Here is a 13,296-nt window from a genome sequence, read left to right as displayed (position 1 = left end):
TTGTTGTTTAAGAAAATCAAACCAATGCTTATGAAAATCAAACTTCCATGGTGCGAAGCGAGCTTGGATTGGTGCCCGTCATACGTTTAAAATAATTGTTGAAGTAGCTGGGATATTCAAAGCCAAGTGCATAAGCAATGTCGGCTATGTTCCAGTCAGTATGTTGTAACAGTGCTTTTGCTTCGCTAATAATCCGCTCTGCAATGTGCGCAGATGTTGGCCTGCCGGTAACTTCCTTTACCATACGGTTGAGGTAATTTACGTGAAGGGCGAGGTTTTGGGCGTAGTCCTGGGCCGTCTTCAACTGCAACGGCTTATTTGGGCTTTCTACAGGAAATTGTCTTTCAAGCAATTCCATAAATACAGCAGCTACCCGGTAGGCAGCGTTTTTATGCTGATCAAAATTTTCAGAGGGCTGCATTTTCATCGCTTCATGCATGATCAGGTTGATGTAACTACGTATCAGGTCGTCTTTATATACGTAACTACTGTTTTGCTCATCTATCATCTTCTGAAAGAGGATGTTCAGAGACGCTCTTTGCTGTTCGGTGATCTTTAATACCGGTGTGCCGCCGATCTTGAAAAAGGGTGATTGCTGCAGCATATCGGTACGTTCTGAAACGCACAGAAATTCTTCGGAAAAGAGACAGGTATAACCCACATAAGTGGTTGATATAGTTTCCCAGGAATATGGAATATGCGGATTGCCAAAAAACAAAACAGTGCCCTCCACTTCAAAGCTGCGGTCGGCATAGTGAATCTTGCTTTTGCCTGTTGTTAAGCAAATTTTGTAAAAGTCTTTTCTACTGTAAAACCGGACAGCCTGATCGTCTTCTTCTATCTGGAAAACATTGAAGCCTTTTAACCTGAGTTCATTGTTAAAGGGAGAAACCGATCGCGCTATTTTATTGTCCATGATGTAAAGTTATGAAACTCAAACTTTCAATTTCCAATTAAAAGGACAAGCGCTGACCTTTGATGTAATAGTATATCCTGTTCCCGAATTGCAAACAGGCGGTTCCGCTATATTAAGCAGCGCTGATCGATTTAAGCAAAAATTACTCTCCCATATAACTTTTCACATTAAAGCTTACTTATTTTGTAAAGATTGCCATTGTCCGTAACACCGTATAATGCGCCGTCTTTGCCGGTAACAAGAGAACGCCAGCGTTCGCCCTTGTCTTTCAGCAGGCGTTCTTCCGCTACAATCTTATTGTCTTTGATAATAAGCCTGATGATATGTGATCCACCTAAGGCGCCTACAAATAGATTTCCTTTCCATTCGGGAATCAGGTTGCCTGTATAAAAGGTTATGCCGCAGGGTGAAATACTTGGGTTCCAGTAATAGATGGGTTGGGCCATGCCTTCTTTTTGCTGTATGCCATCGCCAACTTTTACACCCCTGTATTCGATACCATAAGTAATAACCGGCCATCCATAGTTCTTTCCCGGCCGGATAATGTTAATTTCGTCACCTCCGCGCGGACCGAATTCCGATTCCCATAATTCGCCGGTATTTGGGTTCATCGTCATGCCTTCAGGGTTTCTTAAGCCATAAGCGTAAATTTCGGGCAAAGCGCCGGCTTTTTGCGCAAATGGTCCATCGGGTACCGGTTTCCCGTCACGGGTTATGTGCAATACTTTTCCGATTGCGGTATTCAGGTCCTGGGCCTTGACGCGCATTTCATCATCCCCATGTTCGCCTGTGCTTACAAACAGGTTACCCTGTTTATCGAAAACGATTCGTGAGCCGAATTGCAGGTGACCGTTATAGGCGGGTTTAGCATGATAGATCACCTTTACGTTTTCGAGCCTGCTGTAATCGGACGAAAGTACACCAGTGGCGACAGCCAACTGGAATCCCTCAGGAACTTTTTCGGAGTATGACCAAAATAACATCCGGTCTTTTACAAAAGAAGCATCAAAATTAACATCTAACAAACCGCCCTGGCCACCCACCGCTACTGCCGGTAAACCTTGAATGTTCTTGTCTAAACCGCCATCAGCCTTTAATATCCGCATGGTACCGCCTTTTTCTGTAATTAAAAAGCGCCCGTCGGGCATACAGCGTAAAGCAAAGGGTTGCTTCAGCTCATGATTGATGACGTTTACACTGAGTTTGGTTTTAGTTTGTGCGCCAGGGGCCCTTGTCTGACCCGGAAAAGCAGGCTTGTAGTCGGCCGTTGGTGATTGCGTTTCAACGGGCGGCAGTGACTGGGCAACAGCCTGCGTAATATCAAAAAAGAGCAAAGTGAAGCAATTGCACAGGTAACTAACAAGGGTTTGATTGTTTTTGACATGGGTAATATGTATTTGTTGTGAAGATAAATAATATGCCGGCAAATGTTAAAATGTGTTGAACAAATAAATCTGCCTGCTCCGATGATATTAAACGGCCATCAGGTTGTAACAGAGCCCAAGGACAATGATTTATTATCAGTACATATAAAGAGCGCTGCGATGTTTGAGATATCTCCCCTGGCCGATATGAAATTGGCTGGTTAGTGTCTACAGCTTAGAATTTAAGTGCCCGCGGTATTTTACACCGGCATTTAAAAAGGTAAGCGGCCAAGCACGTCAGGAATATAGAACATTGAATTGAGAAACGGCCGGATCGGTTCACCCTGGCGCCAGATTTAACCTGCAATAGATTTAAAGAAAAATAACTATTTTATTTACACTGGTATTCCTGGTAGAAATATTTAAATTTAATTATTAATTCCCGATCTCAAGCCTAACTTAAACTCTTCAATATGATAGCGATAACAATCAATGGGAAACAGCTGGAGGTTGCCGCTGACCCGGACATGCCTTTACTGTGGGTTATTCGTGACCTTTTAGGTCTTACCGGCACCAAATTCGGTTGTGGCGTGGCGCAGTGCGGAGCATGTACTGTACACCTGAACGGCGAAGCTGTACGGTCATGCGTAACAAAAGTGAGCCGTGCGGCAGGGCAGCAGGTCACTACAATTGAAGGACTGTCTAAATTAAATGACCACGCTTTGCAAATTGCCTGGGCCGAACTCGATGTTCCGCAATGTGGTTATTGCCAGTCGGGTCAACTCATGTCTGCAGCTGTTTTGCTGCGGGAAAATCCCAACCCAACAGATCAGGATATTGACGATGCGATGTCAGGTAATATTTGCCGTTGCGGTACTTATCCCCGCATCCGGTTGGCTATACACAAAGCTGCAGAACTGCAGCGGGAAGGAGCAAAATCATGAACAGGCGTAACTTTATACAATCAGGTGCATTATTGAGCGGTGGCTTGCTCATCTCATTTACTATTCTAAAGGCAAATAAGCTTGCTGCCCTTGCAGATACGGCTGATTTAAATGTGTTTGCCCCTAATGCATTTTTAAATATAGGTACAGACAACAGCATTTCGGTATACCTGAGCCATGTGGAAATGGGGCAGGGGATCTGGACTACACTGCCCATGCTTATCGCGGATGAGCTTGATGTGGATCTGAAAAAAATCAATATTAAACATGGCGGTGCCGATAAGGCGTTTAACCATGTTATTTACGGTGCCCAAATTACCGGCGGGTCAAGTACCACCTGGTCTGAGTTTGACAGGTATCGTAATGCCGGCGCAACCGCGCGGACGCTCTTGCTTCAAACAGCCGCTACCCGTTCGGGGATTGCTGTTGAAAGCTGCAAAACGGAAGATGGGTTTGTTATTGCCGGGAGCAAAAGATACACTTATGGAGAGTTAGCTAACGATGCCGCAAAGTTACCTGTACCTGCAAAGGTTCCGCTGCGTTCACCCGCCGACTGGAAATACATCGGCAAAGGAAGCAAACGGATGGATGCCCGAGTAAAGACTGATGGTACTGCAAAATTTGGCTTAGATATCCAGTTTCCCGGATTGCTTACCGCAGTTGTTGCCCACGCACCTGTTTTTGGTGGTAAAGTTAAATCGTTTGATGCCGGTAAGGCGAAAGCAGTTCCCGGCGTAAGGGAGGTTGTACAAATTCCGACGGGTGTGGCTGTCATTGCCGACCACTTCTGGGCCGCCCAACAGGGACGGAAGGCCTTACAGATAACCTGGGCTCACGGCGCCGGCGTGCAGTTAAATACCGGTATCCAAACTGCGGCTTACCGAAAACTGGCTGCATCGGATGGCCTCCTGGTTCAGGAAAAAGGTGATGTTAAAGCAGCGTTTACAAAAGCGGTAAAAACCATTTCGGCAGAATATGTTTTTCCTTACCTGGCCCACGCACCTATGGAGCCACTGAATTGCACAGTAAAAATTGAAAATGATAGCTGCGAGATATGGACAGGCACACAGTTGCCAGGAGGAGAACAAGCTGCCGCAGCAAAAATTCTTGGATTTAAGCCGGAGCAGGTAAAAGTAAATATACCATTCCTTGGGGAGGCTTTGGCAGGCGTGCTACACCTGCCTGCGATTTTGTTTCGGAGGCGGTTCATATTGCGAAAGCAAGCGGTAGGCCGGTAAAAATGGTATGGACACGGGAAGATGATATGAAGAGCGGCTTTTACCGGCCTTTTTATGTCCATAATGTAAAGATTGGTGTTGATAAGGACGGTCTTCCCATTGTGTGGAACCATAATATTGCAGGTCAGTCAATTATGGCGGATGCGGCAGTGCTTTTGGTCCGCCTCCGGCAATAGATGATACAACGGTGGAAGGAGTAAAAGGATCACCATACCTGGACGAGAATACCAAATCATTTTGTCGGCCTTCACACCACTAAAGAAGTAGTGCCTGTTTTGTGGTACCGGTCTGTAGGTGGGACGCACACTGCATTTGTAATGGAAACGCTTATAGACCAGCTTGCCCACGATGCAGGTATCGACCCTGTGGAGTACCGCCGCGGGTTATTTAAAAATCACTCGAGGCACCTGGCTGCACTTAATCTTGTGGCTGAAAAAGGCAATTGGAACCGAACACTGGCTCCAGGGCGGTTTAAAGGCATTGCGGTACACGAGGCTTTTGGCAGCGTTGTGGCGATTATAGCCGAAGTAAGCGTTGAAAAAGGAGTTACGAAGGTACATCAGGTAGATTGTGCAATTGAGTGCGGCCTGGCCGTGAACCCCGACGGTGTAAAAGCCCAAATGGAAAGCGGGATCATTTTCAGTATCTCGATGGCAATGTACGGCGAGCTGACGTTCGTTAATGGAGAATTACAACAAAATAATTTTTATGATTACCGGATCACCCGGATGTATGAAGCACCGCGGATCAATGTTTACATTGTGGATAGCAAGGAAAAAATGGGGGTGCCGGAGAATGTGCAGTTCCGCCAACAGCACCGGCTGTAACTAATGCAATTTTTGCAGCAACCGGAAAACGGATTTACAATTTACCTATCGTTAACAACCGACTCGAAAAACAGGCATGAAAAAACTAATAATCACCATGATCGTTTTGTTTATGTCAAGCGCGGTCATATTATCGTTCAAAGAGGAAAATTCAACATTTAATTATGCGGCACTACCTAAAGATAGTGTGGCTTCTGTTGCAGCTTTTAAACAAGTTTACACTGTATTGATGAGTGCCCGCTGTATGAATTGTCATCCATCAGGTAATATACCACTGCAGGGCGACGATAATCACTTGCACACCATGTTTCCCAAAAGAGGGGTGGATGGTAAGGGTGTTTATGCCATGAAATGCGCCAATTGCCATCAGCCAACAAATACTCCGGGCTTGCACACGCCCCCGGGTAATCCCAATTGGCATCTCCCACCGGCCGATATGAAAATGGTTTTCCAGGGGAGGACACCCCGCCAATTGGCAAAACAAATCATAGATCCGAAGCAAAACGGGCATAAGGACATGCAGAAGCTCATTGCACATGCAGATGATGGACTGGTGCTTTGGGCCTGGAAACCGGGGAGGGCCGTAAACTTCCACCAATGAGCCACGCAGCATTTAAGAAAGCCTGGCTTACCTGGTTAAAAACCGGCGCGTATGCCCCGGCTAAATAAAGTGCGGCAAAGCCGGGATTACTAAGGATGGACAGAAGCGGGGTTTTTAATATCATGGCTATCTAAGTTATTGATTTATAATGTTGCATTATTTAAATGCAGTTTAGTTAATAATAAAGCGCGTCCCTGATCGGCGTTTTATTATTAACCTGCTATTAAAATTGCCGGCAACCTCCTGCAATAGTTCGTCGGATAGCTATTTATAAGACAAAAAAAGCCCGATACATTTTGTACCAGGCGCTGTTAGTTAGTTGTTTGTTATTATTAATTGCCACTGACCGTTTTATTATCAAGCTGACTTAGGGATGCGGTATTAACGGTATTAAGCATCCCGTTTATAATGCGCTGATTGATGTAAGCTGAAAACTTTAAAGCTCCTTTGAAATTCAAATGCCCAAAATCGGCAAAGTCATCATTTTTTAGCGGAAAGTTATTGAAGTCCAGGAATTTTATATCGTTAAAGTAACGCTCACGGATCAGCGAAAATTCGGCCTCATTATTTCTGTACTCATACAAAGGATGTTGCGGGCTCCTGATAAGGAAGACACTTTTATGCATTCCATTGCAATAATCTATTATTTTTCTTAGATATTGAATATTGGTTGTTGAGATTACACTTTTATTTGATGCTGTTTTAATATTTTTGCCCGCCGGATTATTTGAAGGTAAAAGCCTGGAACCTTCTATTTTAAAATATCCTCCTGTTTTTCCTGTATAATCGTAATTAAATGAAAGCGCTTTAATAAAATTGGTACGTGCAGCTATGCCTACACAATTCATAAAATATTTTGAATTGTGCTTAGCCAGCAATTCAAAATCGGCCGGGCTCATAAAAGAGGCATATTGCGGAAACATGTTTGACATGTAGGTATATCCCCATGTCCAGTCATCCATCTTTGTGTCAATCTGGTTATTTGAAAATTCTATAAGTACGGTGGTTATCTGAGGGTTTTGCGACAGGTATTTTTTAACTTTTTGAAAGGTGTAAAAGTAAGATTCGGCAGAGTGCGACAGATTGGTTAGTTTGGGTATCAGGGTATCATTGTAGGCACATTCTGAATGTGAATGACCAAAAAGTGCAATAGTATTGTCTTTCTTTACCCTAAACTTTGAAAATTTATTTACCATATAACCCGGAATCAGGGCAATAGCCAATATGAGCAGGCAGCTCACTAAAACAAATGATATGGTTTTAATTAAAAAGCGGTGCATTGCTTAAAATTGAAAGTAAATAAACTGCTGCTCTTTTCCTGTAAATAAAAAAATCACTATCACCAATGTATAGTAAAAGGTCAATCTGTACCCTCTTTTTCTTAACCAGCTTAACTTCTCAATGGCATATTGGTTTTCCCGCCCCTGCCACTCAACAATTATAAAACATAGGATAAGAGTGATCACCTCAAGCAATTGTGCCTTGTTAACATCTAATTGAGGTATTGAAAAAAGAGATCGTGAAAAAATCCGGCCGATGTATTTAAATGCTTGTGTAACGCTATCAGCCCTAAAAAAGATCCATGCAAAAATTACCTGCAGAAATGTAGCTATCATTTGCATGAATTCGGTGAACGTTGGCATAGCTTTGCCTTTGGCTGCAATTTCGAGGTGGTTTCTGTTTGTTTTTAAAAGGATAGAAGGGAGAATGAATAAAGCATTTAGAAGGCCCCAGATGATGAAGGTCCAGTTGGCGCCGTGCCAAAAGCCGCTAACCAAGAAGATGATTAATGTGTTTCTTACTTTGAGCCAGGTGCCTGTTTTGCTGCCCCCAAGAGGTATGTATAAGTAATCTCTAAACCATGACGATAGTGAGATATGCCATCTGCGCCAAAACTCGGCCATATCTCTTGAAAAGTACGGGAATGCAAAATTTCTAAGTAGTTCAAATCCAAAAAGTTTTGCTATGCCTAATGCCATATCAGAATATCCTGAGAAATCGCAATAGATTTGGAATGCAAAAAATATAGCGCCTAAAACCAGGGTACTGCCTGAATAATGCGAACTATTTGCAAATATCATGTTGGCATAGTCGGCACATTGATCGGCAATTACAGCTTTTTTAAACAGGCCCCATAGAATTTGTCTCAAGCCATTAATTGCGTCCTGGTAGTTAAACTCTCTCTTTGTTTTTACCTGGGGCAAAAGGTGTGTTGCCCGTTCGATAGGGCCCGCCACCAAAAGCGGAAAAAAACTTACGAACAATGAATAGTCGATGAAGTTCCGTTCGGCTTTAATACGGTTTTTGTAAACATCAATTACATATGATAAACCGTGAAATGTATAAAAAGAGATACCGACAGGCAGGATTACATTTAGGGTAAACGGGCTTAAATGGATCCCTATACTGGCGCATATGCTGGCAAGCGATGCTGCAAAGAAATTGTAGTATTTAAAAACACCCAAAAAGCCCAGGTTTACAGATATGCTTAACCAAAGCCAAAAGGTTTTTAGGCGATGTGTTTTTGCCTGGTACATTTTTAGCCCGGTAAAATAATCTAAAAGGGTCGAAAAAATTAACAGTAAAAGAAACCGCCAGTCCCAGCAAGCGTAAAAAAAATAGCTTGCAGCTAGCAGTAACAAATTTTGCTGTTGCAGTTTTCGGTTAAGTACAAACCAATAAAGCACAAAAACCACAATCAGAAATATTCCGAACCCAAAGGAATTAAAAAGCATGATGGTGAATTTTAAAAAATAGCCAAAGTGGCCGACTTAGGGATATTCAGTATGTATAGAGGCTGGGAAATAGGTAGATGTAGATGTATAACAAAAGGCAACAAAAATTGATCGCTGTTTTGCAGCAACCAACTTACAACTGTATAAAAAAAGTGAGTAAAAGCTTTTTGTCAATATAATAATTTTGTGAAATCTGGAAGCCATCAATCTGGCTTTAGTGTGTTTTCGTTACGTAACGCTTCATTGAATTTTTCAAGCAATTTTATATACTTGTCCATCCAATAATATATGGCATCAAGCGGAGCCTCTTTTGCTTCATGGGTTTCGATATCCTTTTCGGCATTAGGTGAGTTAAATCTCAAAGCAAATTCATTGGGAAATTCCTTTGAAAAATCATGCTCAATAACGATACCGATCTGACAAATTATATCAAAGCTAAGCCTTTTGGTATTGAACCAATTGTATAAGGTTCTGCGGCTTACGTTGAGTTTCCGGGCGATTTCACTTATCCCCATATGGTCACGTCTAACAATTCGCTCTACAATTTTGCCAAAATGTAAATCTTGAGTGTCATTAATACCAATAGATCTTTGATCATTATTGATATATGAGCTAACAGGGTAATAAACTTTGCTGTGCATAAGATTAGATTCGATTAGGTGTCAATTTTTAGTTGGTTAGCATAATTAATTTAGGTTATAATAAACTGCAAATTACTCATAGATACTTATGATCATAAATATCGGGTCTCGGATTTTTTTGAATCATGATTTAAGTTTAGGTTACTCATTTGTTTGGTATTTAATGCTTCACATTCGTTTATCAATAAACAAGCAATGACCTTGTTGATAATTCATATCATCGTTTGTGAACTAAATTTATGTATACTTCCTATCTTAATTCAACCTATAAAAGGTCAAATTATACCTGTAGAAGGCGTTAATGCACGTTAATTAGGAATGGTAAAAATGGCTCTGCACGTTTTTGGGGTCAATATTTGCCAGTTTTTGTGAGTGGTAGTTAAGTTATTAAACTGCTATCCATCCAATAAAGTGTTATTTTAGTTAATTTTACTAAAGGTGTAATTTTTTTCAAAATAAGATAAATTTAATACATGGCGCTAATGTAAACACATAAACTCATAAAATATTGGCGAATTATCATTTTTTTTATCTACCGATTGGAGATCATTACGATAAAATATTTTTCTAAACAGCTCAATCCGTCAAAAAGTTGGCTGTTTTAAATGGTGAAAGAGGAGTGATATCCAGAAGTATTCCTGATAGCTTTTTACACTTATTATTTTGAAATTCAGGATAACCAATAATTCTTATTTTTCTTGAATTACCTTTGGCGGTTATCATATCAACTTCAATATCAAAAGAGCTTCCGTATTTTAATGCGTCTTTTAAAGCTTTTTTACTGAGTCTCTCGCTTTTACCTTGTTTAAAAAGCTTCCATATCGTTTTTATATCAGGTACAAAGTACTCAGGTACTTCAAGGATGCTTTTTATAACATTATCCCATTGCATGGTATGGGTAAGCAGATCCCGTGTCCAGGTACCTATTTTTGACAAGGTTGCAGCTCTTTTTAAAAGCTTCTCGGCCTGTTTGTTTTCTTTCTCTATGGCTTTAATTTTGGAGATATCTTCGGTATGGATAAATAGTCCGCCTGTTTCTCCCGAAGTTGTAAACCAGGGGTGAATATTCCACTTTAGCCAAACGCGGGTACCATCATTTTTTTAAGAGCAGGCCATCACATTGATATATATTACCTTTTAAGCAATGATTATGGAGCTTTTCGCATTTCTTTTTTGTGGCTGGTAAAACTTCATAAATACTTTTTCCAATAAAACCTGTGTTTTCAAGTTTATATTCGGCAACCCATCTTTTTGAAGCAGCAATAAATTGCATCTGGTTATCGAACATGGCAATAGCAATAGGGGCCTGTTCTATAAGCGTTTTATTATGCGTATTATCTTCTTTTTGTGTTTCGATGAGCTCACCATCGGATGATTTTTCTTCTAAATATCTATGATAGCATGCCGAAAAGTTTGACGGGTTGGAAAAATTAAGCATTACTGCCATTTGGTTTTTATTGCAGCGCTTTTCCCTTATATATCTGTCTGCAATTTCCATTTGCAGATACCGGTAATAGGAGAAAATAGTTTTGCCGAAGTTTTGCTTAAAATCCCTTTTTAATTTCGACTCAGATACAAAATGTTGTTTTGAAAGTGCAGAGATACTCGGAAACCCGATAAACAGGTTCTCATTTAGTGTTTTTGCAACATTTTCAAGGAGCTGGTCGTTTTGAGTTACAAACTCAGGTAGTTTTTCTACTCCTGTTTTATTATCGTGGGATTTATTATTTAAGGGGCTAATGTCTGCCATATGCGCATAAAAACCCTTTATTTCACCTTCAACATAGTTAGGATGATAAGTTATCCGCACGTTTTTTGCTTTGCCCGAATACAAATGAATTACCTGGTCAAAAACCTGTATTTTACCGCCTAACACACCATTAATATAAGGAAGCTGCACGTCAAATAATGTTCCCAAAATCTCCGAAAGATGTGATTTATTGATCATATGCTCGGGGGTTATCCCGAACCAATCGGCCGTAGCTTTATTGGCATACCGGCAAATCAGGTTTTTATCCCAATAAGCCAGCATGGCCTCAGTATGCTCCGTCACGTTGAACGCTATCTCAAAAAAGTCAGAATTCGGATCAAAGGACATTGGATTTCCTCTTTAAAAAATAACAATCATCAGCTTTGCCCATTGTAATACGAATGGGATCTTAGGTTATAATCTGCTTAAATCTGCAAATTATTATTGAAAACCTATAAGATTAATCATATAAATTACAAAAAAAGCTCAGTTTACCATTTGTTTGTCAATCAATTTTACATCGAGCTTTTCATATTGGGAATTATTGCTGATGTAATCAGGCAATATGGTTTTCATTTTCGATACCATCAAGTCAACTTCATTATGCAGGTTAAGTTCCAAAAGGTCCTTTATTAAATTATTGATCTTAGCGTAACTAACCGGGATGTTTTTGGAGATTTTGATGTCTTTGTTATAAGTAGGTATTACCTCTTCTTCCGCATTTAACAACTCTTCATATAGTTTTTCGCCGGGCCGCAAGCCGGTATAAACAATCTGGATATCTTTTCCCGGAACAAGACCAGCCATTTTTATCATATTCGCCGCCAGATCGGCGATTTTTACTGGCTCGCCCATGTCAAACAAAAATATTTCACCCCCATTACCCATTACGGCTGCTTCAAGTACCAGTTGTACAGCTTCGGGTATAGTCATAAAGTATCTTGTGATATCCGGGTGGGTAACAGTAACAGGCCCGCCTTTTTCAATTTGTGCTTTAAAGCGAGGGATCACGGAGCCGTTTGATCCAAGGACATTACCAAAGCGGGTTGTTATAAACCTGGTTTGGTTGCCTTTTGACGGATCAGAGTTGAAAAAATGCTCTTCAAACAACAGGTTATTTAACGATTGAATATACATTTCGGCTATCCGTTTTGAGGCCCCCATGATGTTTGTTGGACGCACCGCTTTATCTGTTGATATCATTATAAATTTTTCGACATTAAATTCTATTGAAATATCTGCCAGGATTTTTGTGCCCCATACGTTGGTTAAAATAGCTTCGGTTGGATTATTTTCCATCATCGGTACGTGCTTGTAAGCTGCCGCATGAAATACTATTTGAGGCCTGTATAAATTAAACAGTGTTTTTATACGACCAGAATTTTGGATATCAGCAATAAAGATCCTGGTGCGGTTTCCGTACAAACCGTCTTCAATTTCCATTTGAATATCGTGCAACGGGGTTTCGGCCCTGTCACATAATACAACAAATTCCGGACTATACATTAACACTTGCCTTACGAGCTCAGAACCTATTGAACCGGCAGCACCCGTGATCAAAATCCTTTTACCTTTAATGTCATCTAAAATATGTTCATTGCAGATTTTTATGGGTTTTCGCTCCAACAGGTCTTCTATTTTTAAGTCTTTAAACTGATTTAGGTTTGGCTTGCCATTGATCCACTGGTCTGATGACGGCACAACAATTACTTTTATGCCAAGTTCAATGCATTTTTCAACCGCCTTTCTTTTCCCATCGATTTTTATATCCTCGGATGTTATCAGCATTGACTTTATATCATAGCGTTTTTTTAGCATATCAATTGATTTGATAGGATAAACCTGCTTTTGCTCAATGCATTTTGATATTCTGTCAACCCCGGTGTCGATAAAGCCCTGAACATTGAGTATAAATCCTTTTTGTGCTTCAAGGGCATTTTTAATTAGTATGGAAGGTTCGGTGGAGCCGTAGATGAGTACATTTTCTTTTTCAACTTTATAGCTTGTTGTCTCAATGTATTTAAAAACATCCTTTATAATAATACGCATACACATAAGCATAGACGAAGTGATAAAGAAATTGATCAGCAGCACATCCATCAATCCGCTGACATCTATTTTAAGATAGAACGCGAAGAACAAATGATAAAACAGCAGAAAAGTAACGTTACTTGCCAGTACGGTTATTAAAATCCGCATCATATCCCGTGTGTTGGAATACCTGATAATACATGTATGTATTTTCATTATCATAAAAACCAGCACCGCATTGCTGCAATA

At 40.6% G+C, this 13,296-nt stretch carries 11 protein-coding genes and 1 pseudogene; 4 read left to right on the top strand and 8 right to left on the bottom strand.

Annotation, left to right across the window (positions count from 1 at the left end):
* Positions 1-37: 37 nt before the first annotated feature.
* Positions 38-916 (bottom strand): helix-turn-helix domain-containing protein, encoded by an 879-nt coding sequence (locus ACRQ5D_RS29185; protein ID WP_091162504.1) that lies wholly within the window; start codon positions 914-916, stop codon positions 38-40.
* Between the two features lie 167 nt (positions 917-1,083).
* Entirely contained in the window at positions 1,084-2,343 is a 1,260-nt protein-coding gene (locus ACRQ5D_RS29180) for a PQQ-dependent sugar dehydrogenase (RefSeq protein ID WP_432327465.1), read from the bottom strand.
* Between the two features lie 410 nt (positions 2,344-2,753).
* Between ACRQ5D_RS29180 and ACRQ5D_RS29175 the strand changes: the two genes are divergently transcribed.
* The 4 genes and pseudogenes from ACRQ5D_RS29175 to ACRQ5D_RS29160 all read left to right on the top strand — a co-directional run bounded on the left by ACRQ5D_RS29175 (position 2,754) and on the right by ACRQ5D_RS29160 (position 5,890).
* Positions 2,754-3,224 carry a (2Fe-2S)-binding protein gene (locus tag ACRQ5D_RS29175; protein ID WP_091162506.1) on the top strand — a complete coding sequence of 157 codons (471 nt, stop codon included), beginning with the start codon at positions 2,754-2,756 and terminating at the stop codon, positions 3,222-3,224.
* Positions 3,221-4,638 (top strand): annotated as a pseudogene (locus ACRQ5D_RS29170) (molybdopterin cofactor-binding domain-containing protein). Before ACRQ5D_RS29175 ends, ACRQ5D_RS29170 begins: the two are co-directional and overlap by 4 nt.
* Before the next feature lie 90 nt (positions 4,639-4,728).
* A complete protein-coding gene (locus ACRQ5D_RS29165; protein WP_432327463.1) occupies positions 4,729-5,289 on the top strand; it encodes a molybdopterin cofactor-binding domain-containing protein in 561 nt (186 codons plus the stop codon).
* 76 nt (positions 5,290-5,365) lie between these two features.
* Entirely contained in the window at positions 5,366-5,890 is a 525-nt protein-coding gene (locus ACRQ5D_RS29160; protein ID WP_432327462.1) for a hypothetical protein, read from the top strand.
* A gap of 332 nt (positions 5,891-6,222) precedes the next feature.
* Here the strand turns inward: ACRQ5D_RS29160 and ACRQ5D_RS29155 are convergent, their stop codons facing one another.
* The 6 genes from ACRQ5D_RS29155 to ACRQ5D_RS29130 form a co-directional block, all read right to left on the bottom strand.
* On the bottom strand, positions 6,223-7,170 hold the full coding sequence (locus ACRQ5D_RS29155) for a hypothetical protein (RefSeq protein WP_091162512.1): 948 nt from the start codon (positions 7,168-7,170) through the stop codon (positions 6,223-6,225).
* 3 nt (positions 7,171-7,173) lie between these two features.
* Positions 7,174-8,427 (bottom strand): MBOAT family O-acyltransferase, encoded by a 1,254-nt coding sequence (locus ACRQ5D_RS29150; RefSeq protein WP_223266063.1) that lies wholly within the window; start codon positions 8,425-8,427, stop codon positions 7,174-7,176.
* A 401-nt stretch (positions 8,428-8,828) separates the two neighbouring features.
* Positions 8,829-9,266 carry a helix-turn-helix domain-containing protein gene (locus tag ACRQ5D_RS29145; protein ID WP_091162517.1) on the bottom strand — a complete coding sequence of 146 codons (438 nt, stop codon included), beginning with the start codon at positions 9,264-9,266 and terminating at the stop codon, positions 8,829-8,831.
* A 576-nt stretch (positions 9,267-9,842) separates the two neighbouring features.
* Positions 9,843-10,157, bottom strand: coding sequence for a hypothetical protein (locus tag ACRQ5D_RS29140; RefSeq protein ID WP_431198585.1), 315 nt, complete (start codon positions 10,155-10,157; stop codon positions 9,843-9,845).
* 202 nt (positions 10,158-10,359) lie between these two features.
* Positions 10,360-11,319 (bottom strand): PAS domain-containing protein, encoded by a 960-nt coding sequence (locus ACRQ5D_RS29135; protein WP_432327459.1) that lies wholly within the window; start codon positions 11,317-11,319, stop codon positions 10,360-10,362.
* A 183-nt stretch (positions 11,320-11,502) separates the two neighbouring features.
* Positions 11,503-13,218, bottom strand: coding sequence for a polysaccharide biosynthesis protein (locus ACRQ5D_RS29130; protein ID WP_256337315.1), 1,716 nt, complete (start codon positions 13,216-13,218; stop codon positions 11,503-11,505).
* Between the last annotated feature and the right edge of the window lie 78 nt (positions 13,219-13,296).

Origin of the sequence: Mucilaginibacter sp. P25 (assembly GCF_050859465.1) — a bacterium.
In the GTDB taxonomy this organism is placed as follows: Bacteria; Bacteroidota; Bacteroidia; order Sphingobacteriales; family Sphingobacteriaceae; genus Mucilaginibacter; species Mucilaginibacter gossypii.
The sequence above is the reverse complement of the archived record's forward strand: the minus strand, read 5'-3'. Positions and strand labels throughout refer to the sequence as shown.

Coding starts and splice junctions, on each gene's coding strand:
- ACRQ5D_RS29185 (WP_091162504.1), bottom strand. CDS start 916: ATGGACAATAAAATAGCGCGATCGGTTTCTCCCTTTAACAATGAACTC.
- ACRQ5D_RS29175 (WP_091162506.1), top strand. CDS start 2,754: ATGATAGCGATAACAATCAATGGGAAACAGCTGGAGGTTGCCGCTGAC.
- ACRQ5D_RS29160 (WP_432327462.1), top strand. CDS start 5,366: ATGAAAAAACTAATAATCACCATGATCGTTTTGTTTATGTCAAGCGCG.
- ACRQ5D_RS29155 (WP_091162512.1), bottom strand. CDS start 7,170: ATGCACCGCTTTTTAATTAAAACCATATCATTTGTTTTAGTGAGCTGC.
- ACRQ5D_RS29150 (WP_223266063.1), bottom strand. CDS start 8,427: ATGTACCAGGCAAAAACACATCGCCTAAAAACCTTTTGGCTTTGGTTA.
- ACRQ5D_RS29145 (WP_091162517.1), bottom strand. CDS start 9,266: ATGCACAGCAAAGTTTATTACCCTGTTAGCTCATATATCAATAATGAT.
- ACRQ5D_RS29140 (WP_431198585.1), bottom strand. CDS start 10,157: ATGCAATGGGATAATGTTATAAAAAGCATCCTTGAAGTACCTGAGTAC.
- ACRQ5D_RS29130 (WP_256337315.1), bottom strand. CDS start 13,218: ATGATGCGGATTTTAATAACCGTACTGGCAAGTAACGTTACTTTTCTG.